Origin of the sequence: Dactylosporangium sp. NPDC050588 (assembly GCF_040654975.1) — a bacterium.
GTDB lineage: Bacteria > Actinomycetota > Actinomycetes > Mycobacteriales > Micromonosporaceae > Dactylosporangium > Dactylosporangium maewongense.
Genome location: NZ_JBFAJA010000006.1, coordinates 89,985 through 113,088, shown reverse-complemented (window position 1 = coordinate 113,088; position 23,104 = coordinate 89,985). Strand labels below are relative to the sequence as shown.

28 protein-coding genes and 1 tRNA gene are annotated in these 23,104 nt (G+C 70.2%); 14 read left to right on the top strand and 15 right to left on the bottom strand.

The window, feature by feature from the left end:
- Positions 1 to 89: 89 nt before the first annotated feature.
- The 6 genes from AB0I21_RS05570 to AB0I21_RS05545 all read left to right on the top strand — a co-directional run bounded on the left by AB0I21_RS05570 (position 90) and on the right by AB0I21_RS05545 (position 2,891).
- Entirely contained in the window at positions 90 to 539 is a 450-nt protein-coding gene (locus AB0I21_RS05570; protein WP_360559229.1) for a DUF6193 family natural product biosynthesis protein, read from the top strand.
- A 60-nt stretch (positions 540 to 599) separates the two neighbouring features.
- A complete protein-coding gene (locus tag AB0I21_RS05565; RefSeq protein WP_360559228.1) occupies positions 600 to 965 on the top strand; it encodes a type II toxin-antitoxin system RelE/ParE family toxin in 366 nt (121 codons plus the stop codon).
- Positions 962 to 1,279 carry a helix-turn-helix transcriptional regulator gene (locus AB0I21_RS05560; protein WP_360559227.1) on the top strand — a complete coding sequence of 106 codons (318 nt, stop codon included), beginning with the start codon at positions 962 to 964 and terminating at the stop codon, positions 1,277 to 1,279. The genes AB0I21_RS05565 and AB0I21_RS05560 overlap by 4 nt, the downstream gene beginning before the upstream one ends.
- A gap of 77 nt (positions 1,280 to 1,356) precedes the next feature.
- Positions 1,357 to 1,437 (top strand) — tRNA-Phe (locus AB0I21_RS05555).
- Positions 1,438 to 1,648: 211 nt separating this feature from the next.
- Positions 1,649 to 2,203 (top strand): Uma2 family endonuclease, encoded by a 555-nt coding sequence (locus AB0I21_RS05550; RefSeq protein ID WP_360559226.1) that lies wholly within the window; start codon positions 1,649 to 1,651, stop codon positions 2,201 to 2,203.
- Between the two features lie 82 nt (positions 2,204 to 2,285).
- Positions 2,286 to 2,891, top strand: coding sequence for a hypothetical protein (locus AB0I21_RS05545; protein ID WP_360559225.1), 606 nt, complete (start codon positions 2,286 to 2,288; stop codon positions 2,889 to 2,891).
- Positions 2,892 to 4,417: 1,526 nt separating this feature from the next.
- Here the strand turns inward: AB0I21_RS05545 and AB0I21_RS05540 are convergent.
- A complete protein-coding gene (locus tag AB0I21_RS05540; protein WP_344500964.1) occupies positions 4,418 to 4,810 on the bottom strand; it encodes a hypothetical protein in 393 nt (130 codons plus the stop codon).
- Between the two features lie 48 nt (positions 4,811 to 4,858).
- Entirely contained in the window at positions 4,859 to 5,284 is a 426-nt protein-coding gene (locus AB0I21_RS05535) for a hotdog fold thioesterase (RefSeq protein ID WP_360559224.1), read from the bottom strand.
- Positions 5,285 to 5,393: 109 nt separating this feature from the next.
- On the opposite strand from AB0I21_RS05535, the gene AB0I21_RS05530 reads away from it, so the two are divergent.
- Positions 5,394 to 6,758: an ABC transporter substrate-binding protein gene (locus AB0I21_RS05530; RefSeq protein WP_360559223.1), complete on the top strand. Its 1,365-nt coding sequence runs from the start codon at positions 5,394 to 5,396 to the stop codon at positions 6,756 to 6,758.
- 55 nt (positions 6,759 to 6,813) lie between these two features.
- A complete protein-coding gene (locus tag AB0I21_RS05525) occupies positions 6,814 to 7,062 on the top strand; it encodes a hypothetical protein (RefSeq protein WP_344500958.1) in 249 nt (82 codons plus the stop codon).
- A 51-nt stretch (positions 7,063 to 7,113) separates the two neighbouring features.
- Here AB0I21_RS05525 and AB0I21_RS05520 read toward each other — a convergent pair whose 3' ends face one another.
- The 3 genes from AB0I21_RS05520 to AB0I21_RS05510 form a co-directional block, all read right to left on the bottom strand.
- A complete protein-coding gene (locus AB0I21_RS05520) occupies positions 7,114 to 8,898 on the bottom strand; it encodes a hypothetical protein (RefSeq protein WP_360559222.1) in 1,785 nt (594 codons plus the stop codon).
- A gap of 225 nt (positions 8,899 to 9,123) precedes the next feature.
- Positions 9,124 to 10,398, bottom strand: a complete 1,275-nt coding sequence (locus AB0I21_RS05515) for an ABC transporter substrate-binding protein (RefSeq protein ID WP_360559221.1) — start codon at positions 10,396 to 10,398, stop codon at positions 9,124 to 9,126.
- 12 nt (positions 10,399 to 10,410) lie between these two features.
- Positions 10,411 to 11,229, bottom strand: coding sequence for an alpha/beta hydrolase (locus AB0I21_RS05510; RefSeq protein ID WP_360559220.1), 819 nt, complete (start codon positions 11,227 to 11,229; stop codon positions 10,411 to 10,413).
- An 83-nt stretch (positions 11,230 to 11,312) separates the two neighbouring features.
- On the opposite strand from AB0I21_RS05510, the gene AB0I21_RS05505 reads away from it, so the two are divergent.
- Positions 11,313 to 11,849, top strand: a complete 537-nt coding sequence (locus AB0I21_RS05505; RefSeq protein WP_360559219.1) for a bacterial proteasome activator family protein — start codon at positions 11,313 to 11,315, stop codon at positions 11,847 to 11,849.
- A 66-nt stretch (positions 11,850 to 11,915) separates the two neighbouring features.
- Here AB0I21_RS05505 and AB0I21_RS05500 read toward each other — a convergent pair whose 3' ends face one another.
- From AB0I21_RS05500 to AB0I21_RS05480, 5 genes are all read right to left on the bottom strand, one after another.
- Positions 11,916 to 12,728 carry an HAD family hydrolase gene (locus tag AB0I21_RS05500; RefSeq protein WP_360559218.1) on the bottom strand — a complete coding sequence of 271 codons (813 nt, stop codon included), beginning with the start codon at positions 12,726 to 12,728 and terminating at the stop codon, positions 11,916 to 11,918.
- On the bottom strand, positions 12,725 to 13,540 hold the full coding sequence (locus AB0I21_RS05495; RefSeq protein ID WP_360559217.1) for an HAD hydrolase family protein: 816 nt from the start codon (positions 13,538 to 13,540) through the stop codon (positions 12,725 to 12,727). The genes AB0I21_RS05500 and AB0I21_RS05495 overlap by 4 nt, the downstream gene beginning before the upstream one ends.
- Before the next feature lie 108 nt (positions 13,541 to 13,648).
- Entirely contained in the window at positions 13,649 to 14,257 is a 609-nt protein-coding gene (locus AB0I21_RS05490) for a hypothetical protein (protein WP_360559216.1), read from the bottom strand.
- A gap of 15 nt (positions 14,258 to 14,272) precedes the next feature.
- Complete coding sequence (locus AB0I21_RS05485; protein ID WP_360559284.1) at positions 14,273 to 14,890, bottom strand: NAD(P)-binding domain-containing protein; 618 nt, start codon at positions 14,888 to 14,890, stop codon at positions 14,273 to 14,275.
- Complete coding sequence (locus AB0I21_RS05480; RefSeq protein WP_360559215.1) at positions 14,883 to 15,371, bottom strand: hypothetical protein; 489 nt, start codon at positions 15,369 to 15,371, stop codon at positions 14,883 to 14,885. Before AB0I21_RS05480 ends, AB0I21_RS05485 begins: the two co-directional genes overlap by 8 nt.
- A gap of 69 nt (positions 15,372 to 15,440) precedes the next feature.
- Here AB0I21_RS05480 and AB0I21_RS05475 point away from each other — a divergent pair, with 69 nt between their 5' ends.
- From AB0I21_RS05475 to AB0I21_RS05460, 4 genes are all read left to right on the top strand, one after another.
- A complete protein-coding gene (locus tag AB0I21_RS05475) occupies positions 15,441 to 15,866 on the top strand; it encodes an OsmC family protein (RefSeq protein WP_360559214.1) in 426 nt (141 codons plus the stop codon).
- Positions 15,867 to 15,914: 48 nt separating this feature from the next.
- A complete protein-coding gene (locus AB0I21_RS05470; protein WP_360559283.1) occupies positions 15,915 to 16,262 on the top strand; it encodes a metallopeptidase family protein in 348 nt (115 codons plus the stop codon).
- A gap of 11 nt (positions 16,263 to 16,273) precedes the next feature.
- On the top strand, positions 16,274 to 17,005 hold the full coding sequence (locus AB0I21_RS05465; protein WP_360559213.1) for an AIM24 family protein: 732 nt from the start codon (positions 16,274 to 16,276) through the stop codon (positions 17,003 to 17,005).
- 69 nt (positions 17,006 to 17,074) lie between these two features.
- Positions 17,075 to 17,782, top strand: a complete 708-nt coding sequence (locus AB0I21_RS05460; protein WP_344500936.1) for an AIM24 family protein — start codon at positions 17,075 to 17,077, stop codon at positions 17,780 to 17,782.
- Between the two features lie 462 nt (positions 17,783 to 18,244).
- Here the strand turns inward: AB0I21_RS05460 and pheA are convergent, their stop codons facing one another.
- The 5 genes from pheA to AB0I21_RS05435 all read right to left on the bottom strand — a co-directional run bounded on the left by pheA (position 18,245) and on the right by AB0I21_RS05435 (position 21,593).
- Positions 18,245 to 19,183: a prephenate dehydratase gene (pheA, locus tag AB0I21_RS05455; RefSeq protein WP_360559212.1), complete on the bottom strand. Its 939-nt coding sequence runs from the start codon at positions 19,181 to 19,183 to the stop codon at positions 18,245 to 18,247.
- 17 nt (positions 19,184 to 19,200) lie between these two features.
- Entirely contained in the window at positions 19,201 to 19,719 is a 519-nt protein-coding gene (locus AB0I21_RS05450; RefSeq protein ID WP_360559211.1) for a hypothetical protein, read from the bottom strand.
- A 90-nt stretch (positions 19,720 to 19,809) separates the two neighbouring features.
- A complete protein-coding gene (locus tag AB0I21_RS05445; RefSeq protein WP_344500930.1) occupies positions 19,810 to 20,214 on the bottom strand; it encodes an ACT domain-containing protein in 405 nt (134 codons plus the stop codon).
- A gap of 145 nt (positions 20,215 to 20,359) precedes the next feature.
- The gene (locus tag AB0I21_RS05440; protein WP_360559210.1) at positions 20,360 to 20,854 is read right to left on the bottom strand and encodes a hypothetical protein; all 495 of its coding nucleotides are present in this window, start codon (positions 20,852 to 20,854) and stop codon (positions 20,360 to 20,362) included.
- Positions 20,855 to 20,987: 133 nt separating this feature from the next.
- Positions 20,988 to 21,593, bottom strand: a complete 606-nt coding sequence (locus AB0I21_RS05435; protein ID WP_360559209.1) for a hypothetical protein — start codon at positions 21,591 to 21,593, stop codon at positions 20,988 to 20,990.
- Between the two features lie 290 nt (positions 21,594 to 21,883).
- On the opposite strand from AB0I21_RS05435, the gene AB0I21_RS05430 reads away from it, so the two are divergent.
- The gene (locus AB0I21_RS05430) at positions 21,884 to 23,086 is read left to right on the top strand and encodes an arginine deiminase (RefSeq protein WP_360559208.1); all 1,203 of its coding nucleotides are present in this window, start codon (positions 21,884 to 21,886) and stop codon (positions 23,084 to 23,086) included.
- The last annotated feature ends 18 nt before the right edge of the window (positions 23,087 to 23,104 follow it).

Here is a 23,104-nt window from a genome sequence, read left to right as displayed (position 1 = left end):
GAAGGTCGGCGGTTCGACCCCGCCCCTGCCCACAAAGCTCTTCGCCGGGCTTTCAAGACCCCGACCAGCGGAAACGCAGGTCGGGGTCTTTGTATGCCGGGATCGACCACGAAGATCAAAATGTAGCAACAGCGGCTATCGTGACAGCGGACGGTCGACAGGCGCTTGCAGCCGACGTCCACACGCAGCAGGATCGGCTGGCGACTGAGGCGCCTGACATCGAGACCGCGTGGCGGTATCTGCTCGAACGGACGCCAGGCACCAGGCAAGGCGATGAGTTGATCATTCGGGCGGCATCTGCCCAGCCGCGGCTGCGTGCGCTCTACCCGTTTCCGACACATGGCACGCTGAAGTTCCTCTCCGACGGCCCCCCTTGGAGTCCGGACAGCGACCAATTGCCGTTCCTCGTCTGTGGACTCGAGACCTATCAGGTCTATGCGTCGGGCTATGCCGTGCTGCTCGGGGAGACGACAAGCCCCGAGCAGGCGGCCGCCTTGCTGGTTGCCCATCTCCCCCCGCCTGACGATTCAAGCAGCTGAGGTGGCAACCACCACGGTCGCCGGGACGCTGGTCGGTATAGTTTTCGCTATACTGCCTCCGTGGCCACACCGGAGTGGGGTATCTACGTCGTCAACGAGGTCCGCACCTGGATCTTCTCTCTGGAACCGGCAGCCAAAGCGCGGGTTGTCCAGGCGATCGACGCACTCGGCGAAAGCGGACCGGGCCTCGGTCGGCCTCTCGTCGACACCATCACTCACTCTTCGCTGGCGAACCTCAAAGAGCTACGACCGGGCACCATGCGGATCCTCTTCGTCTTCGATCCTTGGCGATCCAGCATCCTGCTCGTCGCCGGCGACAAGGCAGGGCAATGGGAAGTCTGGTATCGAGAGGCGATACCGCTTGCGGAGCAGCGTTACGAGGTCTACTTGAAAGAACGGGCACAGGAAGAGGGGGGCCAGCGATGAGCAGCTACGTGCGCTGGAGCGACATCCGAGGCGAACTCGTGGATCAGGCGGGCGGCGAGGAAGCTGTCGCGGCCGGAAAGCAGGAGTTGCTGGCCGAGGTAACCGGCCACCGCCTCGCCGAAGCGCGCCGCGGTCGTGGCCTTACTCAGCAGCAGGTCGCCGACCGCATGGGAGTCACCAAAGGCCGAGTCTCCCAGATTGAGCAAGGCAAGGTCTCGGGTCAAGAGGTTCTCGCCCGCTACGCCGTTGCTCTGGGTGGTCGCCTTCACCAGGCCATCTACTTCGACGACGGAGACATCACCGCCATTGCCTGATCGCAGAGTCGCATAGCAACGCGTGTAGCAACGGCGGCGAACATGTCCGGGTTGCTGGAGATGGCGCGACACGCGTTGGCTCGGCGTTCGAGTCTTCCACGCAGAGCCGCCGACACCTGAAAAGCGGAAGGTCGGCGGTTCGACCCCGCCCCTGCCCACAAAGCTCTTCGCCGGGCTTTCAAGACCCCGACCAGCGGAAACGCAGGTCGGGGTCTTTGTATTTCTCTCGGATTCGCCGAGACGGCCCGGTTGCTCATGTGGCCATTCGGCCACATGGTGTTTCCCTAGCCCGCGGCACCGCCCGCTGCATGCAAGACTGCACGTCATCCCCCGTCGCTGGACGGGAACTCCAGGAGGTGGTCCGGGAGCATGAGCGTGGCAACGAGCGGACATGCCGGCCCCTGGAACGAGGACGACTACCTTGCGTTGGGCGAGACTCCGGATCGGATCGAGCTCATCGATGGGAGCTTGCTCGTGGGCCCGGCTCCCAACTCACGCCACCAGCGACTCTCTCGCCGCCTGGCGAACGCGCTCGATCCCGCCGCGTCGACCGCAGGTCTGGCCGTGTACGAAGCAGTGAACGTCAGGCTGCACACCGATCGCCTCGTGGTCCCCGACCTCGCCGTGGTCGACCTCGACAGTGATTTCGTCGTCATCGACGCCGGACGCGTGCCGCTCATCGGCGAGATCGTCTCGTCAGGCGACGCGGCGGCGGACCGAGTCATGAAGATGCACCTGTATGCGGCCGCAGGGATCGCTTGGTATCTGCTCGTCGAGCAGGAGCCACCCGAGTCGGTGGTGCTGCGTCTCAACCGCCTCGACGGCTCACACTACGTCGAGGACCAGGTCGCCGGGCCTGGTGAGAGGCTCGCCACGACCCGGCCCTTCGTCTTCGAACTCGACGCGCTGTCGCTGGCCTCATAAGCGATGCTTGCTGACGTCACTGGTCGTGACGGCTCGGCTACGACGCCCTGAAAGTGTCGGACCCTGGTCGTAGCGTGCGGGCATGACGCACTTCGACTGGGACTTCGACGGCCTTCCGACCCGCGGCACCGACGTCCGGCGCCGGTTGATGATCGACCATCGCAGCTATGACGTGACGGCGTTCGACGACGGTTCTGGCTTCGTCGGGCTGCGGCTGGTGGGGTGGGACTCCGGCTATGTGGTGACGGAGCTGGTCGGCGAGCTGCCGGCCCGTGACGCGAGCGACGTCGGGCAGTTGCTGGCGTCGGCGCTCGCCGGGTTCCGGGGCGGTGGCTCGCCGCCGGGGCCTCCGCCCGAGGACGGGTGGCTGCTGCCGCAGAATCCGGGGCCGCTGGATCTCCGGCCCGCGGCGCCGAAGTCCGGTCAGCCGTGGGAGCCGGCGGATCTCGACCTGCTGGTGCGACGGTTCCACGAGGGCGCCAGCATCAAGACCCTGACCGTTGAGCTGGGACGGACCGATGGCGCGATCCGGCAGCGGCTGCAGATGCTCGGTGCGACGCGACCTGCTCCCCCGCCGTCCACGAAAGATCCAGCAACGGAGGGTCCCACGCCTCCTGCGCCTGCCTCAGCGGCTCCGCCGTCGCGGGAGGCACAGGAGGCGGGCTGGCCGGCGCAGCAGGCGGGCTGACCGGGCGAGGGGGACTGGCGGGCGCGGCAGGCGGACCGGCGGGCGAGTGTGGCCGGCTGAGTGGCGCTCTGGTCTGTGTTCCGCGCCCTCGCGTGGTGAGCCAGCCGAACGCCTCGTCGAGCGGCCGGCGACCGGGGTCCGCACCGGCCGGCGGGCGGTGCGGCGATCCCGGGCGGTGCGACGCCCCCGAGCCGGGCGGCAATTCAGGCCTGAGCAACGGCCCCGAGCCGGGCGGCGGTGCGGGCTGGGGGCCGGGCATGGCACCGGCGGAGCGGAGGGTGACACCCGGGAGGCGCTGAGGCAGGCGGCGGTAGGCGCGGAGCGTGCCTTCGGCAGCGAGACGGCGGGCGCACGGCATCGGCTGGTCGCAGGTGCCACACCGGGTGCTGGTGGCTGACTCGACGTGCACGGCGATGGCGCGGTTCGCGTTGGTGATCCGGTCGGCGGCGGCCTGGGAGTAGTGCACCGTGCCCATGCCTTCAGCACCGCCACGGTCGGGTCCGGCGGCGATGCTCGTGCGATCAGGTCCAGCGTGATCAAGCGTGGTCCGATCGCCCGGCGCGCTGCCGGATGCGACGCGATCATGCGCGACACGGTCATGCGCGACACGGTCATGCGCGACACGGTCAGGAGTGTTTCGGTCAGGGGTGATGCAGTCAGGGTGCACGCGTCGAAGGCCGGCGCGACGGGCGGCGGCGCGGTCAGAAGCGGCGCGGTCAGGGGTGGTCATGTGAGGAGGTCTCCCCAGACCGCTTGGCCGGCGGTGAGGGCTCTGGCGTACCGCACCTCTTGGCACGGCCAGGAGGCGCGGCAGGCGAGGCAGAAGGCTCGGGTCACCTCGCGGGGCATGTGAAGGAGAAGCAGCCGTTCGGCGTTGGCCAGGTCGCTGCCGGAGGCGAGGGCGAGCAGCGGCACGCCGAGCTCGGCCCGCGGTCGTGATCCGGGCCGAGACGTTGGCTGGGCTTCCGGGCGGGGCTCGGCGGGGTGGCCGTAGGCGGGAGGTGGCTCCGTGCCCAGGGGAAGGCCCACGCCCAGGCGCGTGTCGAGAGCTGAGTGTGGAGCGACGCAGCCGAGAGCGGTCCGTTCGGAGGTGTGGGCAGGAACGGAGATTTGGGCAGGAACTGAGGTGTGGGCTGGATGGCCGGAATTCTCTGGACGGTCGGCCTCGGTGGGCGCGCCAGAAGTTCCAAGACGGACGGCGTCTGCGGGAAGGCGCAGGGTCCCGAGACGGCCGGCATCGGCATGCGGGGCGGTTGCGGGGACGTTGGAGGTCCCGAGACGGGTGGTGTCTGGGGGTGGGACGGAGTCGTGTGGCATGGGCGCGGCCCCCTCGAGAGGAATCGAGAAAAGGGGGCGGGCGCCCGGGGTCGCCAAGGCCAGTTGGCTAGGCGAGCGCCCGCCCGTTCACCCGACCGCGCGGACCCCTCAGTCGACGCACAGTCAGGGGTTCGGGCGCTGCGACGCTCGGTAACGACGTACGCACAACTATCATGCATCCACTGCAAATATGCAAGTGCGAAATTGCCCTACGCGGCGCCGCGGCGGCGGAGGGTAGCGACGGCGGAGCCGGCGAGGGTCATGAGGCAGTCGGGGAGCTTGCCGTCGACCAGGGCGACGGTGAAGAGGGCGGTGCCGCTGGGGATGTCCTCGTTGACGTAGGCGCTGACGAAGCGGGCGACCCAGCGCTTGTCGTAGTTGGCGTCGTCGATGTCGGGGAACTCCAGGCGCCAGGGGCCGCGGGCGAAGTTCTCGCCGACCATCTCGCCGGCGAGGCGCCATGCGACGTCGTACGCGGCGCTCATCCCGCGCCGGTCGACGACCGTGTCGAAGGTGTGGACCACACCTGCGCCATCGCCCGCCAAGGCGGACTCCAGGACCATGGCAGCGTCCTGGTAGGTCTCGTCTCCGGCCTCATCCACGCCGACACCGTATGCGGCTCAGTCAAGCCGCGGGCGCCGAACGGCGGACTATGACCGGCGGAGTGCGCAGGTCAGCCGGGCGGTGCAGACGCGGTCGCCTTTTTCGTCGGTGATGGCGATCTCGTAGGAGGCGATCATCCCGCCGAGGCGGAGGGGGGTCGCGACGCCGGTGACGATGCCGTCGCGGGCGGCCTTGTGGTGGGTGGCGTTGACGTCGATGCCGACGGCGATGCCGTTGAAGAGGCGGGCCGCGTGCAGGGCGGCGCCGATCGAGCCGAGCGTCTCGGCGAGGACCACCGAGGCGCCGCCGTGCAACAGACCGTAAGGCTGCGTGTTGCCGGCGACGGGCATGGTGGCGACGACCCGCTCCGGGGTGGCCTCCAGCAGGGCGATGCCCATCCGCTCGGCGAGGGTGCCCCGCATGGACATGCCGTCGGTCAGCGCATCACTCTGGGTGACGCCAGTGTCCTCCATGCCGCTAGAGGTTACCGGGTGGTACGCGGCCGGCCGGCACCTCCCCACTTAAGTCCTCGGCCAGACCGCGCTAAGGTGCGCACGGCACCTTTGGGGAGGAGAAACACTCATGCGCGCACGGTCGGCCAAAGCCATCGTGGGAGCAATCACCGCGATTGGTCTGTTGCTCACCGCGTCCGGCTGCGGTTCCACAGCGCAGAGTGACGGCGATGCCCAGCCGAAAAGCGATATCCGCTTCTACGGATCCGACGGCAACATGGCGAACTCATTCGGCGAGGCGCTGAAGGATTCGCCGGCGGTGCTCGCCGGGATGAAGGGCACGACCCCGCTGACCCCGCTGAGCGAGGACTTCAAACGGCGGGTGAAATCCATTGACTCCAGTCTCGCCGACTTCAACTATGCGGGCGAGGCTTATGACGCCGTCGTGGTGGCGGCGCTGGCCGCGGAGGCCGGCAAGTCGGTCGAGTCGTCGTCGATCGCCAAGCAGCTGATCGGGGTCACGACCGGCGACAACGTGTGCGACACGGTCGCCGCGTGCCTGACGGCCGCCAGGTCCGGCAAGGATTTCAAGTACCGCGGAATCTCGCTGCGCCGCAGTGGTTTCACCGACGCGGGCGAGCCGTCGTCGGCAATGTATGGCGTGCTGAACTTCGGCCGTAACAACACCATCGACGAGGCGAAGACCGAATTCGTCGGCGCCGGTGACGAGAAGAACGAGAACAAGACGGCGCCGCCGCCCGCGAGCGGTGGCAACAAGGGCGGCGGGAAAGGCCCGGCGCTGAAGTTCGGCCTGCTGCTGCCGAAGACCGGCGCGCTGGCGTTCCAGGGGCCGCCGATGTTCGCCGCGGCCAAGCTGGCGATCAAGGAGATCAACGAGGCCGGTGGCGTGCTCGGCCAGCCCGTCGTGGTCGAGGAGGGCGACGACGGCACCAACCCGGACGTCGCCAAGACGGCGGTCGAGAAGTTCATCAACAGCGGCGTCCACGTGATCATCGGCGCGGGCGCGTCGGGAGTGAGCAAGGCCGTCATCCCGCGGGTCGTGCAGGCCGGCAAGGTGATGATCTCGCCGTCGGCGACGTCGGACGAGCTGACGAAGTTCGACGACAAGGGCCTGTTCTTCCGCACGTCGCCGCCCGACATGCTGCAGGCCAAGGCGATCGCCAACATCATCATGCGGGACGGGCACACCAAGGTCGCGATCGTCGCGCGTGACGACACGTACGGCAGCGGGCTCGCCGAAGGCGTCCGCAACGACCTGACGGCCGCCGGCATCAAGGCCAACAACATGCTGATCCTCAAGTACGAGGCGAAGGACAACTACGACCCGAAGGCCGACGCGACGAAGCTGTTCGCGCCGATCGCGGGGCAGATCAAGAGTTTCGAGGCGACCGCGATCCTGCTGGTGGGCTTCGACGAGTCGGCGCTGGTGATTAAAGCTCTGGTCGCCGCGGGCATAAAGGAACCATCGGCCTAGCGAACCAAGGGGCGTCGAGCCCTACACCCCCTCGATTGACGTGAGAGGACCCAGCATGAGCGAGAACGAGACCGTCGAAACGCGCGGCGACCAGCGCATCGAGCTCCTCGTCGGCGACACGAACAACGACGGCAAGCCCGACCTCTGGGCCATCGACACGGACGGGGACGGCAAGGCCGACGTGTTCCAGTTCGACACCAACGGCGACGGCAAGGTCGACATCACGATGAGCGACATCGACGAGGACGGCACGCCGGAGCAGGTCGTCGACGGCGACGGCGGTCTCCCGCCCGCCACGGTCTGACCGGACCGCATCACGACGTGAACACGGCAGCGCGGCAGGGAGGAAGGCCTCTCAGCCGCGCTGTTGTGCTACGTAGTCCCGCCACTGCTGCTCGAGCGTGCTGACGCCGACGCCCAGGACCTCGCGGGCCGCCGACTCGACCTCCGAGACGTTCTGGAACGCCTCGTAGAACGCGATCAGCTTCGCCTGGCCGTACTTCTCCGCGATCATGCGGTTCGCGAGCCAGCTGGCGATGTAGTTGCGCGGCTCGGCGTAGAACTGGTCGTCGGTCGGCAGGGTCGAGATGACGAGGTTGCCGAGCGCCTGCCTGATGCCCGCCGCGGGCACCTTGTCCTTCTTGTAGGCGACGTACTCCGCGAACCCCTCCACCACCCACCGCGGCGTCCGCGCGGTCGTCACGGGCCCCATGGCGGCGTGCGCGAACTCGTGCGTGAGGTCGTGCGCGAGCTCCTCGGTCTGGGCGGTCAGCTGCGTCGGGTTGAACACGACCCGGGTGGAGCTGTACGCCGGCGAGCCCGCCCAGTCGCCGACCTGGTTGTAGAACGGCACGGCGATCGCCGCCACCTGCGCGACCCGCTCCTGCGACTCGGCGAAGTACGTGTCGAAGATCCGCTTGTCCTGCACGGCGGTGAACAGGACCTTGCCGTCCCAGCCGGACGGGCGGACCTCGATGACCTCCTTGAGGCTGGTCTCGGCCATCTGAAGCAGGTTGCGGCCGCGCTGGGCGTCGTCGGCGGAGACCACGGCGATGATGCGGTCGTTGCGCAGCACGGCGACCGGCCCGGTCGAGTCCCACGGCTGGCCGTTGGCGCCGAGCGGCATGTCCTTGCCGGCGGCGTCGCCGACGATGAGCCACTTGCCGTTGGTCCAGGCCACGACCGGCATCCACGGTGTGGCGACGGTCTTGCTGTCCACGCCCTCGACCCGGTGCCGGATGGTGACGGCCTCGACGTGGACGGCGGCGTGGTACCGGTCGAACAGCTGCGTCGGCAGGAACTTCGCCAGCTGCCGCGCGGGCAGCCGGGTGCGGTCGAAGCTGATGTCGGCGAACGGCATCTTGGCCAGGTTGTCGAACAGCTGCTTCTGCCGCTTCACGAACGCCGCGTCGCTCTGGTCGACGTCCGCCATCCAGGCGTTGAGATCCTTCTTCTTGACCGCCTCGGTGTGCCGGCCGAGCAGCTCCTCGATCGCCTTGCCGCCGACCCCGGACCGCATGTCGACCCAGGTGGAGGAGACCAGGTCGGTCTCGCCGCCGCCACCGCCGCGCAGCGCCAACGCGGCGGCGGCCGCTCCGCCGAGGGCGAGGACCATGCTCACCACCAGCAGGGTGGTGAGGACGGGCCAGAGCAGGCTCCGGCGTGGTGGCGGCGGCAGGTGCGGCGGCGGCCAGCCGTAGCCGGGAGCGGGATGTGTCTGCGTCAGCGGCTGATGTACGAACTGTGCCGGCTGACCCGGTGCTCCGACCTGCGGGAATCCGGGCGGCGGTCCGTACTGACCGGGCGGCGCGAACTGCTGCGGCGGCGCGTATGGCTGCGGTGGTGGCCCGTACTGCTGCGGAGGCCCGTACGGCTGCTGCGGCGGCGTGTACTGCTGAGGCGGCGCGAACTGCTGGACCGGCGCGAACTGCTGGGGTGGCGCGTACTGCTGCGGCACACCGGACGGCGGCCCCGGTTGCTGCGCCGGCTGAGCGGCGCCGGGCCAGGTCGCGGGCGGTGCGGGAGGCGGCGCGGCCACCGGTACACCAGCTGCCGCCGCGACCGGAGCGGCGGACGGCAGCGACTCGGCCGGCGGAGGCCCGGGCTGGGCCGGGATGACGGTCGCCGGACCGGCCGTCACGGGGGCGTCCGGCGCTGGACCTTCCCCGGCGTGCGCAGCATCGGTCGAAGGGGCTGCGGAGGGTGTCGCAGCGGCCGGTTCGGGGTTGGTCACATCGCCTGCCGACGTCGAGGAGCGGAACCACATCCTCCGCCAGGCCGGCGGTCCTTGTCGACCCCGGCCCGGCCACGGCGGCGGCCGAGCCGGGCGGCGCCGGCTCAGCACTGGTCTGAGCTGGTCCGGGCGCTAGCCCAGCGTGGTCAGCTCGGCCGTGAGCACGTTGGACAGCAGCGCACCGTCCATGCGGACCTGTCGCAGGTACCAGCGCTGCAGCGGCGTCCGGTTCTGGCTGAACTGCCAGCCGCCCCGTGGGCTGTCGATCTGCCCGAGCTTGCCGATCGCGGCGTTGAGGGAGAACGAGTCCAGCGACCGGCTCGCGTCGCCGATCGCCTTGTCGAGCACGGCGGCGGCGTCGTAGGAGGCCATCGCGTAGGTCGACGGGATCGTGCCGTAGGCCTTCTGGTAGTCGGCGATGAACCGGCGGTTGGCCGCGTTGTCCAGGTCGGGCGAGTAGTTCATCGCGGTGTAGATGTCCTTCGCGTCGGCGCCCTGCTGCTTGAGGACATAGCCTTCGGTGAGGCTGCCGGGCGCGATCAGCTTGAAGCTGCCGGGGAACTTCGCGGCCTTGAACTGCTTGACGAAGTCGATCGCGGAGGCGCCCGCGTAGAAGGCGAACATCGACGCCGCGCCGGAATTCTTGACCTGCTGGAAGACCTGGCTGAAGTCCTTCTGCTGGAACGGCGTCCACTTGATCGCGTTGCCGGCGATGGTGCCGTTGGCCGACACGAAGGCGTCGCGGAACCCGGCGACCTCGTCGTCGTCGCCGGGATAGTCGGAGGCGACGATCGCGAGCGGGCCGCCCGCGTTGTCGGCGGCCCACTTGCCGAGGGCCTGGCCGGGCTCGTTGGCGACGAACGAGGTGCGCCAGATGTAGTTGGCGCCCTGCAGCGCGGTCGGCGACGCGTTGGACCCGACGAGCGGCACGGCGGCGGCCTCGACGGTGTCCCGGATCGCCATCATCGTCGCGGCGGACGCGACGCCGGTCAGCGCGAGGACGCGGTCCTCCTTGGTCAGCTTCTCGGCGGCGGCCTTGCCGATGTCGGGCGTCTCGCCCTCGTCGACCTTGAGCAGCTGGACCTCGCGGTTGCCGAGCTTGTTGTCGTGCAGCTTGAGGTACAGCTGGAAGCCGTTGTCCATCTCGTTGCCGAGGTCCTTGCGCGACCCCGTCAGCGGCACGATCATGCCGAGCTTGACCGGGGGGCCGGGCGGCGGCGCGGTGTTGGACGTGCTGCTGGAGTTGTCACTGCATGCGGAGAGTAACGGTGCGGCCGCTCCTGCCACGCCCGCGGCCGCAAAGAGTCGGAGCGCCTGGCGGCGGTTCAGGTGGGACACGTACTTTTCCTCCCCAGCACCCTGCGGCGGCGAGAAGACCTCGACACCCACGCTGCGTTCTACCGCCATCGCGCCGGACAGTCAATCGGCGAGGTCGGCCTCACCTCGGGTTACCGTCCCGAACGCGGCGAGGACGGCGGGCCAGGCGGCCGACAGCGGATCGATCACAGCGAAGTGTTCCACACCTGCCAGCTCGACCAGCGTGGTGTCGTCGCCGGCCCGGCGGGCGGCGCGGCAGTAGTCCCTGGACAGCTCCACCGGCACGATCGTGTCGTCGCTGCCGTGCACGACCACCGTCCGGACCTTCGACGGAAGGTTGCGCATCGGGTCGGCCGCCGTGTACGCCTCCGGGGCCCGGTCGGGCGCCCCGCCCAGCAGCGCCGCCACCGCACCGCCGTCCAGGTCGAGCTCGTGCGCGCGGGCCAGGTCGGCCACGGGTGCGAGCGCGACGACCCCGCCGACGGCGTCGGGGGCGACCGTGGCGTACCAGAGGGCGAGGTGCCCGCCTGCGGAGTGCCCGGCGAGGATCGGCCGGTCGACCGCGACGGGCCGCAGGCCGCGGTGCGCGATCTCCTTGCCGAGCAGGTCGGGCACGGCGACCGCGGCGGACGCCACGTCGGAGAACGTGCCGGGCCAGCCGCCGCCGGGCTGTCCCGTGCGGCGGAACTCGACCGTCGCGACGGCGTAGCCCCGATCGGCGAGGTCCGCGGCGAGCGGCCCGGCGTGCGCGCGGTCCCACTCGCTGCGCCAGAACCCGCCGTGGATGAAGAGCACCAGCGGCGCGCCGGCCACGGCCGGGAGCCGGACGTCGGCCAGCTGGTCGGGGTGCTCTCCGTATCGCAGCGTGAAGTCCGCGGGTCGGGCGGGCCGGCTGAGCACCTCGCGGGGGTCACTCGTCACGGGGCGACATTAACGCGTCACGAAGCGTGGCAACAGGGCCCCTTTGTGGTAGCCCGAGCGGCGGGTAGGCAAGACTAGGAACCATGGCAGATGAGGCGCAGGACGAGTCGCGCACCGTGCTGGTGGTCGGGCCCGACGGACGTCCGCTCGGCACCATGTCCAGCGACGAGGAAGGTGCGGAGGACCCGAGCAAGCTCATCGAGCAGCCGGCCAAGGTCATGCGCATCGGCAGCATGATCAAGCAGCTGCTCGAGGAGGTCCGTGCCGCCCCACTCGACGAGGCGGGACGCAGCCGGCTCAAGGAGATCCACCGCCGGTCGATCACCGAGCTGGAGGACGGTCTCGCCCCCGAGCTGCGCGACGAGCTGGAGCGGCTGTCCCTGCCGTTCGACGACGACTCCACGCCGAGCGAGGCCGAGCTGCGCATCGCCCAAGCGCAGCTGGTCGGCTGGCTGGAGGGCTTGTTCCACGGCATCCAGGCGGCGCTGGTCGCCCAGCAGATGGCGGCCCGGGTCCAGCTCGAGCAGATGCGCGGCCGGCCCGCCCTCACCGGCGGCCCGGGCGGCGCGCAGACCCCGCCGGGCCAGCCGATGCCCTCCGGCACCGGTCAGTACCTGTAACACCCTCCGTTAAGACCTCCGGAACGCATGATCGGCAGGAGCCCTCGCGGCCCTGTCGATCATGCGTCAGTAGCGGTAGAGGGACTCCAGGTAGACGGCGACGCCGTCGTCCTCGTTGGTCGCGGTGGTGACGTCGTGGGCGGCGGCCAGGACGGCGGGGTGGCCGTTGGCCATGGCGACGCCCCGGCCGGCCCAGGCGAGCATGGCCAGGTCGTTGGGCATGTCACCGAAGGCGACCACCTCGGCGGACGGCACGGCGTGCTCGCGGGCGACCCGGGCGAGCGCCGTCGCCTTCGTGACGCCGACGGCGGAGACCTCGACCATGCCGCTGGAGGAGGAGTTCGTGGCCTCGCCCAGGCCGTCGAGGCACGCGCCGACCAGGGCGGTGAACTCGTCGGGCTGCTGGACACCGGCGCGGACCAGAAGCTTCGCGGCGGGGCGGGCCAGGAGCTCCTCGTGCGTGACGGGGCCCACCGACTCGTGGTTGACCTCCCACGGGCCGACCGGGAACGCCTCCTCGTGGCGCATCTCGCGGCCGCCGTCGCGCTCGACGGCGAAGACGACGCCGGGCACGGTGGCGCGCAGGCGGGAGCAGATCTCGGCGAGGGTGGCCGGCTCGATCGGGGTGCTGTGCACGATGCTGTCGGTGCGGGGGTCGTAGGTCGCCGCCCCGTTGGCGCAGATGGCGATCGGCCGGACGGTCAGCTGGTCGTACACCGGATGCAGCCACCGGATCGGACGGCCGGTGACCAGCACGATCACGATCCCCGCGGCGTCGAGGCGGTGGAGCACCTCGACGGTGCGGGGGCTGACCGTGCGGTCCCGGCCGACGAGGGTGCCGTCGAGATCGGTGGCCACCAGTCGCGGGGTCTGCGTCACAGCTTCAACATAGCTTCGAGGTAGGTCGCGACCCCGTCCTCGTCGTTGGTGAGCGTCGTCTCGTCGGCGAGAGCCTTCAGGGCCGGGTGGGCGTTGGCGACGGCGACGCGGCCGAAGCCGGCCCAGCGGAACATGGGCACGTCATTGGGCATGTCGCCGAAGACGAGGATGTCGCCCGGGTCGATGCCGAGGGCGGTGGCGACGAACTGCAGGCCGGTGGCCTTGTCGACGCCGGGCGGGCAGATCTCGATGTACCCGAGGCCGGCCTGGGTGATCGTGGCCGTGCTCGCCGGGACGACGCGCTCCGCGACGGCGAGCACCTCGTCGACGTCGCAGGTGGGGTGCCGGGCGAAGCCCTTGAGGACGGGGCCGGTGAGGCACTCCGCGCGGACCCGCGCCTCGACGACGTCGGGGTAGCGCCAGTGCGGGTCGGTGTCGCCCCACAGCGGCGCCTCGTGGTGGTCGCCGGCCTCGATGAGCACGGACAGGGCGCCGAGCTCCTGCTCGAGCAGGGTGAGGACCTCGGCGAGAGCGTCGCCCTGGAGCCGCTCGTCGCGCAGGACGACCGGGTGGGCGGGATCGCGGATGTCGAGGACCCGGCTGCCGCCACCCATGACGAGGAAGTCGGCGGACGGGATGTCGGACCGGACGAGCTGGGTCAGGCGGGGGCCGCGGCCGGTGGCGCCCACGATGTGGATACCGGCGGCCTTGACCCGCTCCAGGACGTCCCGGGTGTAGTCGCTCACCGTGTCGTCACTCCGCACGAGCGTGCCGTCGAGGTCGGTCGCGATGAGCTTGGGCAAACTGCGCATTCGGTGCTCCTTCCGCGTCAGCGGGGCAGCAACCGTACCTCCGCAGTCAGCCAAGGTCACACCATGCGAGTAAATCTCAACCGAACGTACGACGTCCTGATGAGGACATCACTGCAGCGGGGTGACGGTCAGCTCGAGGGGCTCGGCGCCGTCGTGCGGCTCGTCCACGGGGCGCCGGCGGCCGATGTCCGGCAGCATCCGGGCGGCGGTCAGCACCCCCGCGGCCAGCAGGGCGGTCGCGGCGATCGCCAGCGGATACCCGGCGCCGATGTGGATGGTCTCCTCCGGCAGCCGGTACGACACCAGCGCGCTGCCCCCGACGTGCTCGACGGCCTTCTTGAGCCCGACGAGCACGAGCGCGTTGCCGGCGAGCAGGCCCAGCGCGGCGGCCGCCGCGGCCCGGCGGACCGGGCCGCGGGTCGCCGCCAGCACGCCGACGCCGACGAGGGCGAGCGCGACGGTGACGAGGTAGGCGATGACGTGGCCGTTGTTGAAGCTGGCCAGGTCGAGCTCGATGCTGGCCGGCACGGGCCCGGAGACCTCGTCCTCCCCGCCGGCCGCCGACCGCAGGTCGACCGACGCCCACGGCAGGTACTGGGCGGCCGCGGCCAGCACGAACCCCGAGACGAGCAGGGCCATGCCGACCGGGCCGGGGCCACGCTCGCCACCGTCGCGCCCGCGATCGTCGACGGAATCCACAGCAGCCGGCTCAGACATACCGCGCAGGGTAGCTCAGGAAACGAACCTCAGGTTGAACCGAAGATCCTGCTTGACGCCCCAGACGGCCAGCCACATCGGCAGGTACTGCTCCATCGCGAACGCCTTGTCGATCCCGCCGAGGTCCAGCACGTCGCCCTCGGGCCAGCCGAACTTCGCCAGCACCTCCTTGACCAGGGTCTTCGCTCCGGCGTCGTCGCCGGCGACGAAGATGTTGTGCGGCTCGGACAGCAGGTCGGGGCGCACCATGATGTCGGCGTTGACGGTGTTGAGCGTCTTGACGACCTTCAGCTCGGGGAACGCCTCCTGCAGGCCGGCGGCGACGGGCTTGACCGCCGCGGCGGTGAGGTCGTTGGAGATGTCGGCGAGGACCTTGCCGGTCAGGTCGCCGGCGGCGCGCAGCACGTCGAGCGACAGGTTGCCCGGGGTGGCGTTGAAGATCAGCGGGCCGTGCGCGGCCGCGTCGGCGAACGTGCCGGCCCGGCCGCCGGTCCGCTCGGCCCAGGCGACGGCCTTCGGGTTGGTGGCCTCGCGGGAACCCATGACGACGTCATACCCCACCTCGACGAGCCTGGTCGCGATCGCGTCGCCGACCATGCCGGTGCCGAGGACCCCCACATTGAGATCAGTCATGCTCACCGGCAACACCCGCCGGTGCGGAAACATGCCGGCGCGCGCGGCCGATCGCGATCAGCCCGCAGGCGAACCCGAGCAGCGGCATCGCGGCGAGCGCCAGCCAGCTGCCCGCTGACGTGCCCACATCCGCGATCCGGCCCGGACCGGCGAGCTGACCGTCGAACGTGGTGATGAGGCTCACTACGACCGATGCGGTCACCAGCGACAGGATCGGCCCGGCGAGCCCGGCGAACTTGCGGCCCTGGTTCGCGCCGAGGACCGCCGCCCCGAGTACCGCGATCAGGGTGAGCAGCAGAATCACGTACCAGAGCCCCATGCGGATGTTGAGCACGGTGAGGCTGTCGAGACGTTGCTGGGCCCGGCGCCCGGACCCCGTCACCACCAGCTGCTGCACCCACGGCACGAAGATCGAGGCAATGCCGGTGAGCAGGCCGACCACGGCCAGCAGGCCGCCGATCTGCACCAGTTTGCGCTGCATCAACTTGATCCCTCCCAAGACTGCCGAGCTCGTCCCAAGGAACACACGGAATGGGCTAGCGTCTGGTTCATGCCTACTCGCACTTCATCCGCCCGCTGGGAGGGCGACCTCAAGTCCGGCGCCGGCACCGTCTCGACCGGCTCGGGCACCTTCCAGGGTTCCTACTCCTTCCCGTCGCGCTTCGAGAGCGGCCAGGGCACCAACCCGGAGGAGCTGATCGCGGCCGCGCACGCCGCCTGCTACTCGATGGCGCTGTCCAACGGCCTGGCCAAGGCCGGCTTCACGCCCACCTCCGTGGAGACGTCCGCGGCGGTGCAGTTCGGCCCGGTCGAGGGCGGCTTCGCCATCACCCGGATCGACCTGACCACCCGGGGTGACGTTCCCGGCATCGACGCCGGCGAGTTCGAGAAGCAGGCCGCCGACGCCAAGGCCGGCTGCCCGATCTCCAAGGCGCTCGCCGCCGTCGAGATCACGCTGGACGCGAAGCTCGTCTGATCCGTCTTGAGAGGGTCCCCTGTCGTGGGGGACCCTCTTTGCATGCCGGTGACGATGAGCAAGGAGCGGTTCGAGGAGCTCGTGGGCGAGGCCCTGGACGAGGTCCCCGAGGAGCTGCTCGACCTCATGGACAACGTTGTGATCCTGGTCGTCGACGACCCGCCGCCCGGCGAGCCGGACCTGCTCGGCCTGTACGAGGGGTTCTCGCTGACGGAGCGCGGCTGGGACTACTCCGGCGTGCTGCCCGACCGGATCTCCATTTACCGCAACCCGATCCTCGCCATCTGTGACGATGAGGACGACGTCGTCGACGAGGTCGCGATCACCGTGGTCCACGAGATCGCCCACCACTTCGGCATCGACGACCGGCGCCTCCACGCGCTCGGCTGGGGCTAGGGGGTTTCCTGATGCGTAGTGCGCTGTTCGCCACGGAGAACCTGGAGAAGGAGTCGCAGCAGCCCGGCCTCCGGCTGCAGAACTCCAAGATGCTCAAGGCCGAGCTCAACGGCGAGATCATGGCCCGGACCGGCACGATGATCGCCTACCAGGGCCAGGTGACGTTCCAGGCGCTCGGCTCCGGCGGGGTCGGCAAGTGGCTGAAGTCGAAGCTGACCGGCGAGGGCGTCCCGCTCATGAAGGTCACCGGCCGCGGCGACGTGTTCTTCGCCGACCGCTCCGCCGACGTCCACCTCATCGATCTGGAGCAGGGCGACGCCATCTCCATCAACGGCGCCAACGTCCTCGCGTTCGATTCGTCGCTGCAGTACGACGTGAGAATGGTCCAAGGAGTCGGCATGCTGTCGTCGGCGGGCCTGTTCAACTGCGTGTTCACCGGTCAGGGCCGGCTCGCGATCACGACGAAGGGCACCCCGGTGGTGCTGACCGTCGACGCGCCCACGTACGTCGACCCGCAGGCCGCGATCTGCTGGTCCGCGGGCCTGCAGACCGGCTACCACCGCGCCGACCAGCTCGGCATCGGCACGCTGCTGGGCCGCAGCACCGGTGAGGCTTTCACGATGAGCTTCGCCGGCCAGGGCTTCGTCGTCGTCCAGCCGTCGGAGGAGCCGCCCCAGGGCCTGGCCGGTGGCCAGGGACAACAGGGGCAGAGCGGAGTCCTGGGCAACCTGCTCGGCAGCTGAGTGCAGTTGGGTCGCGCTTTTGTAACGGCAGCCCCGCGAGCCCTTGGGGGACCGGTTACGCTGCGCAGCGTGCGCGGTGACATCTTCAAGGCCGAGAACATGGCCCAGCCCCCAACCCAGGCAGGCATGAGCCTGCAGCACTCCAAGTGCGTCAAGTACGCCGTGAACGGCGAGGTCCTGGCCCGTCAGGGTGCCATGGTCGCCTTCCGCGGCAACCTCCAGTTCGAGGTGAAAAGCCAGGGCGTCGGAAACTTCCTCAAGCGCGCGGTCACCGGTGAGGGCCTGTCCCTCATGGCCGTGCGTGGACAGGGCGAGGTGTGGTTCGCCGACGCCGCCTCCGACTGCCACATCCTCGACATCGAGCCCAACGACGCGTTGTCCATCAACGGCAAGAACGTCCTCTGCTTCGACCCCTCGTTGCGGTACGACATCCAGATGGTGAAGGGCGCCGGCATGTTCGGCGGCGGCCTCTTCAACAGCGTCTTCACCGGCCAGGGCAGGCTCGCGATCCTCACCCAGGGCGCCCCGATCATCATCCCGGTGAGCCCGCAGGCCCCCGTCCTGGTCGACACCGACGCGGTTGTCGGCTGGTCGAGCAGCCTGCAGACCAGCATCCAGAAGAACCAGAGCCTCAAGTCGATGCTGCGCGGCGGCTCGGGTGAGCTCTTCCAGCTGATGCTCCAGGGCCAGGGCTTCGTCATCGTCCAGCCCAGCGAGGGCAAGCCGTCCGCCCAGCAGGCCAGCAGCGGCGGCCTCCTCGGCAGCCTCGGCGGCTGACCGCCAACCAGCCCGACCAGCCACGGTCGAAGGATGGGCCACCCCGCCCATCCTTCGACCCCGCTTCTGCCCACCCCTCCGGCGTCCTCCGCCGGCGCACGACCACGCCGCCAGCCCCGCCCGCTGCCAGCCTGATCCGCCGTTGGGCCCGGATTGCCGGCCAGTCCTGTTGCTGGCAGCCGAACGCGCTGCCCGACCGGACCCGCTGCCGGGCGGGCGGGCGCGACGAGCGCCTCGACCTCGCGGCCCTAACCAGCGCGCTGTTACGTCGCGCGGGCGGGACGTGGGCGGACTGCGATCACGGCTGGGCCGAACGACGGGTCGTGGTGGGGCGAGCGGCTGCTACGGCGGACGCACCCCGGTGAACGGTGACCGCTTTCAAACCGTACACCCATCAAAAAAACCGAACCCCCCGTTGTCACCCTCCGCGATCGCGACGGCCACAGTCAGTGCGGCGGTGGGTCAGGCGCCGTTGCGGATCTCGGAGAGCCAGCGGGCGGCGGCGGTGAAGTCGTCGCCGGACAGGCCTGGGGCGCGGCGGGGTGGCGGGTCGCCGTTGGAGGCTCGCGGGTACGAGCCGAGGAACCGCACGTCGGCGCAGACGCGGCGCAGCCCCTGTAATGCCTCGCCCATCGGGGCCTCGGCGACGTGGCCGCCGCAGTCCAGGAAGAACACGTAGCGGCCGAGGCGCTCGCCCGTCGGGCGTGACTCGATCCTGGTCATGTTGATCCCGCGGACCGACAGCTCGGTCAGCACGGCGAGCAGCGCGCCGACCCGGTCGTGGGCGATGTAGACGGCGAGCGTCGTCAGGTCGTCGCCGGTCGGCGGGGGCGGCGGACCGGGTCGCGACACGAGCGCGAAGCGGGTCATCGCGCCGGCGTTGTCGGCGATGTCCTTCGCCAGGACGTGCAGCTTGTACCGGCTCGCGCCGATGGCGGCGCAGATCGCGGCGTCGAACTCGCCGCTGCCGGCGCCGATCGCGGCGGTGGCGTTGGACAGTACATCGACGACCGCCGCCTGCGGGACGTGGTCGCGCAGCCACTTGCGGCACTGGGCGCTCGCCTGCGGGTGGGCCGCGACCGACCGGACGGTGTCCAGCGGCCGGTCCTCAGCGGCGGCGAGGACGAACTGCACCGGAAGCACGACCTCGCGCGTGATGATCAGCGGCTCGCCGTTGGCCAGCTCGTCGAGCGTGACGCCGACCTGGCCGCCGATCGAGTTCTCCAGCGGGACGAGCGCGGCGTCGGCCTCACCGGCGCGCAGCGCGTCGAGGGCTTCCGGGACGCTGCGGGCCGGGGTGAGCACCCCGCGGTCGGCGGCCGGGACGGTCTTGAGCGCCTGCTCCGAGAACGTGCCTTCCGGCCCCAGGTACACGAACCGCGTCGGCGGCACACCAGGCATGTGTCAAGCCTAGTCGCTCAGCAACTCGCGGCGCTCAGCAGCGCCGGTGGCGCGGTCGCTTTCACCTCGACGCTGCACGGGTCGGTGCCGGCGGTGACGATGGTGAGCGCGGCCGGTGCGCCCTTGGACATGATCTGCAGCGGCTCGGCGTTTGCGACGGTGAGGATGGTGTACTGCCAGACCCCCGCACACAGTGGCCCGCTCTTCACGGTCAGCCCGCTCCCGGCGGGGAGCCCGGGCCGCGCCCGGCGGACCGCCGCGATGACCTGCTCACCGCTCGGACGGCCGTTGCACTGCGACACGTACGCCTCGGAGAACGGCGTCACGCTCGAGCTGGGCCGGGCGGACGGACTGCCGGCGGTGGCGGTGCGCGCGGGCGGCACGTTGGGTGTGCTGACCGGCGTGGGGCTGGCGGTGCGTGCCGGCTGGTGCGACACGGGTGGCAGCAGCGGCCCGGCGGCATCGTCCGACCGCGTGCAGCCGGACAGCAGGCATCCAAGGCTGACGATCGTAAGCACAGCGGCCGCAGTGCGCATGCAGGACATCGTAGGGTGCCGGTCTCCCGCCGTTCATGCGGCGCCGGAGCCGTCGAACGGCCGGCCCGCGCACCCTTCCCGCGAAGCGCGTCAGACGGTGCCGGCGGTGGACACCCGGTGGCCGGCGGCATCGAGGGCGGCGAGTGCCTCACCGAGCCGGACCGACGGCACCAGCACGTAGTCGGTGTCGAAGGTGGAGAACGCGAAGATGTTGACCCGGGCGTCGGCGAGCGGCGTGACGATCGAGGCGAGGATGCCCGTGAGGGCGAGCTGGACCGGCCCGGCGACCCGCAGGCAGCGCCACGGCGTCTCCACCGAGGCGCCCTCGGGGACCTGGTCGGCGGGGCACAGGATGGAGACCTCGTCGGGTGTCCATGTCACGGAGATGACGTCCTGGCCCGCCGCGGCGGCCTCGGTGAAGCCAGCCGGCAGGGGCGACCCGGCCGGCAACCGCGCGATCGCGTAGTCACCTGGCAGCACCTCGAGGTCCAACATGACAAGGAGCGTACGGTGCGAACGCGTTGCGTGGCGGTAGCCGTGAGCCAGGCCACGTGCTTCCCCCCGGACGAGGTCGTATTCGTGAACGACGCTCGACCGGAGCCGCCTGGACGGCGCTCTGGACGGCGCTCTAGACGGCGCTCTAGACGGCGCTGAAGAACGTCAGCGAGCCGACGACCTGGCCGTCCTGCAGCAGCGGGGTCGCGATCGCGTCGAACGTGCGCGGCCCGGTCGCGCAGCGCACCCTGAGCAGTCCGCGGGCGAGCCGGCCGGAGGACAGGGCGAGCAGCGGCGGCGTCTTGTTGATCTCGGATGCGTCGAGCGCGCCGCCGTCGCCGAAGTCGAGCAGCTGCAGGACGCCGTCGACCAGCGGGCGGTCGATGGCGGACTGGGTGAGCCCCAGCAGGTCCTCGAACGACGCGGACACGGCGACGATGACCGCCTTGTCGTCGATCACGAGGCTCGGCTCGGCCGCTTCGGCGACGGTCGCCGCCCAGCGGTCGAGGGACGACTCGATGGGCGGCTCGGCCATGCCCGCATCGACAGCGTCGGACTCGACCTCACCGAAGTCGGACACGCGCCCGTCGGGCGAGCGGGTCAGGTGTGGGTCGGAGATGGACAGCTCGACATGCGCCACAGCGCCTCCTCAGGCACCGGTGCGGCGGACGCGTCCGCGCAGCGAAGACATCATCGCATCATTCAGCGGCTGATCGGTCCCCAGCGATTGCTCAATCCGGCGCTTCATGTCGAGCGGCTCCACGCCGCAGAGGCTACTCCGCGTCACTCCGCTTGTCAGTGCCCACGCGTTCACCGTCCTTGTACCAGCGGTAACTGTCGGCGAAGGCGGCGTAGGACTGCGAGGACCACGTCGCCGGGTGCAGCGCGAGCGAGAACACCTTGTCGACGGTGTCGCCGGCGAGCCGCATTCCCCGGGCGTTCAGGACGCGCGGCAGCTCGTGGTACGCGGTGACGAGACAACCCTTCGGCACCCCGTAGAAGCTGATCTTGCCGGTGCCGGCGAACGCCAGGATCGGCATGACCGGGATCGACACCCCGGCGCTGCGGGAGAGCGCCTCCGCGGCGGCCTTGGCCTCCGCACGGGTCTCCTCGACGTACTTGGGGCGCTTGCCGTCGATCTGCACGATGTCACCCGCGAACGAGACGCGGCTGCGGCCGTGGTCCTTGACCGTCACCGCGAACACGCCGCCGGGTCCCATGGCGAGGAACGAGCGCCGCTCGGCGCCGGTCAGCTCACGCAGGTCCAGGACGTGCCAGTCCTCGCCGAGGCGGCCGATGAGGCTGCCCATTCTGCGGTACAGACGGTTGTGCCCTGCCTCTTCCCGGCGGGCGCCGCGCTCGGCGCGTCGCTCGCGCATCCAGTCGATGGGGGAAGTCCGGCCGGCATCAACAATGATGCGATCGTCAAACCCTTCGGGCTGCGAATCCTGGCCGCTACGGTGCAGCAGCTCGGTCATCTCGCACACCTCCAAGTCGCCGCTCGGTTGCGTGTGTGTTCAAACACCGTACGTGTTTGTGGGCCGAACCAGCATACTTGGATGGGTGAAAGACTCGGAATGACTGGGATGAATGCCACATTCACGACGTCTCATGAATTTGCAGATAGCGCCCAACCGGCGGATATCGGGTCAGCCGTTAGTCTGAATCGGTGAGCCTTCATCACGTCGACAGCGAGGTCGGCCGGCTCGGCACGGTGCTGCTGCACCGCCCGGGCGCCGAGCTCGCCCGGCTGACCCCGCGAAACAACGACTCGCTGCTCTTCGACGGAATCCCATGGGTCGGAAGGGCCCAGGAAGAGCATGACACGTTCGCGCAAGCGCTGCGCACTCATGGCGTCGAGGTGCTGTACGTCTCGGAGCTGCTCGCCGAGACCCTCACCCTGCCGGCCGCCCGCCAGGAGGTCACGCGGGCCGTCCTCGACGACGTCCGGCTCGGCGACACCCTGCGCGGCCACGTCGCCGCGCACCTGGCCGTGCTCGACCCGGCCGGCCTCGCGACCACGCTCATCGCCGGGCTGTCGCGGGCGGAGCTGCGGGCGGGCGGTGGTCTCGTACACGCGCTGATGGACCGGACCGATTTCGTCATCGACCCGCTGCCGAATCTGCTGTTCACGCGCGATTCATCGGTCTGGATCGGGGGTCAGGTCGCGGTGACGAGCCTGGCCATGCACGCCCGCCGCCGGGAGACCACCCTCACCCACGCGATCTATCGGCACCATCCTCGCTTCTCCGGGACGCCGCTGGTGTACGAGCCTGGGCTGGAGCACCTGGAGGGCGGCGACGTGCTGCTGCTGGCGCCGGGTGTGCTCGCGGTCGGCGTCGGCGAGCGCACCCGGCCGGCCGGTGCGGAGCGGCTCGCCAGGCGCTGCTTCGAGCGCGGCCTCGCCCACACGGTCCTGGTCGTGCCGATCGCGCAGGAACGGGCCACCATGCACCTCGACACGGTGTGCACCATGGTCGACGTCGACGCGGTCGTGATGTACCCGAACGTCGCCAGCACCCTGCGGGCGTGGACCGTCACCAGCACCGACCTGCAGCTCGACGAGCTCGTCGTCAGCGGGCCGGAGCCGTTCATCGTCGCCGCCGCGAAGGCCATGCGGATCGACACCCTGCGGATCATCGACACCGGCCTCGACCCGGTCACCGCAGAGCGTGAGCAGTGGGACGACGGCAACAACACCTTGGCCATCGGTCCGCGGCTCTGCGTGGCGTACGAGCGAAACACCGAGACGAACGCCCAGCTGGAGCGGCACGGGATCGAGGTGATCCGGATCCCCGGCTCCGAGTTGGGCTCGGGCCGGGGAGGTCCGCGTTGCATGTCCGCACCGATCGTGCGGGCTTCGTCCGCTTGATGCTCGACGCTTGACGCT

Coding starts and splice junctions, on each gene's coding strand:
- AB0I21_RS05490 (WP_360559216.1), bottom strand. CDS start 14,257: ATGTCTGAGCCGGCTGCTGTGGATTCCGTCGACGATCGCGGGCGCGAC.
- AB0I21_RS05515 (WP_360559221.1), bottom strand. CDS start 10,398: ATGGCGGTAGAACGCAGCGTGGGTGTCGAGGTCTTCTCGCCGCCGCAG.
- AB0I21_RS05505 (WP_360559219.1), top strand. CDS start 11,313: ATGGCAGATGAGGCGCAGGACGAGTCGCGCACCGTGCTGGTGGTCGGG.
- AB0I21_RS05445 (WP_344500930.1), bottom strand. CDS start 20,214: ATGTTGGACCTCGAGGTGCTGCCAGGTGACTACGCGATCGCGCGGTTG.
- AB0I21_RS05525 (WP_344500958.1), top strand. CDS start 6,814: ATGAGCGAGAACGAGACCGTCGAAACGCGCGGCGACCAGCGCATCGAG.
- AB0I21_RS05480 (WP_360559215.1), bottom strand. CDS start 15,371: ATGCAGCGCAAACTGGTGCAGATCGGCGGCCTGCTGGCCGTGGTCGGC.
- AB0I21_RS05475 (WP_360559214.1), top strand. CDS start 15,441: ATGCCTACTCGCACTTCATCCGCCCGCTGGGAGGGCGACCTCAAGTCC.
- AB0I21_RS05435 (WP_360559209.1), bottom strand. CDS start 21,593: ATGCGCGAGCGACGCGCCGAGCGCGGCGCCCGCCGGGAAGAGGCAGGG.
- AB0I21_RS05550 (WP_360559226.1), top strand. CDS start 1,649: ATGAGCGTGGCAACGAGCGGACATGCCGGCCCCTGGAACGAGGACGAC.
- AB0I21_RS05535 (WP_360559224.1), bottom strand. CDS start 5,284: ATGGAGGACACTGGCGTCACCCAGAGTGATGCGCTGACCGACGGCATG.
- AB0I21_RS05545 (WP_360559225.1), top strand. CDS start 2,286: ATGACGCACTTCGACTGGGACTTCGACGGCCTTCCGACCCGCGGCACC.
- AB0I21_RS05560 (WP_360559227.1), top strand. CDS start 962: ATGAGCAGCTACGTGCGCTGGAGCGACATCCGAGGCGAACTCGTGGAT.
- pheA (WP_360559212.1), bottom strand. CDS start 19,183: ATGCCTGGTGTGCCGCCGACGCGGTTCGTGTACCTGGGGCCGGAAGGC.
- AB0I21_RS05485 (WP_360559284.1), bottom strand. CDS start 14,890: ATGACTGATCTCAATGTGGGGGTCCTCGGCACCGGCATGGTCGGCGAC.
- AB0I21_RS05495 (WP_360559217.1), bottom strand. CDS start 13,540: ATGCGCAGTTTGCCCAAGCTCATCGCGACCGACCTCGACGGCACGCTC.
- AB0I21_RS05530 (WP_360559223.1), top strand. CDS start 5,394: ATGCGCGCACGGTCGGCCAAAGCCATCGTGGGAGCAATCACCGCGATT.
- AB0I21_RS05450 (WP_360559211.1), bottom strand. CDS start 19,719: ATGCGCACTGCGGCCGCTGTGCTTACGATCGTCAGCCTTGGATGCCTG.
- AB0I21_RS05465 (WP_360559213.1), top strand. CDS start 16,274: ATGCGTAGTGCGCTGTTCGCCACGGAGAACCTGGAGAAGGAGTCGCAG.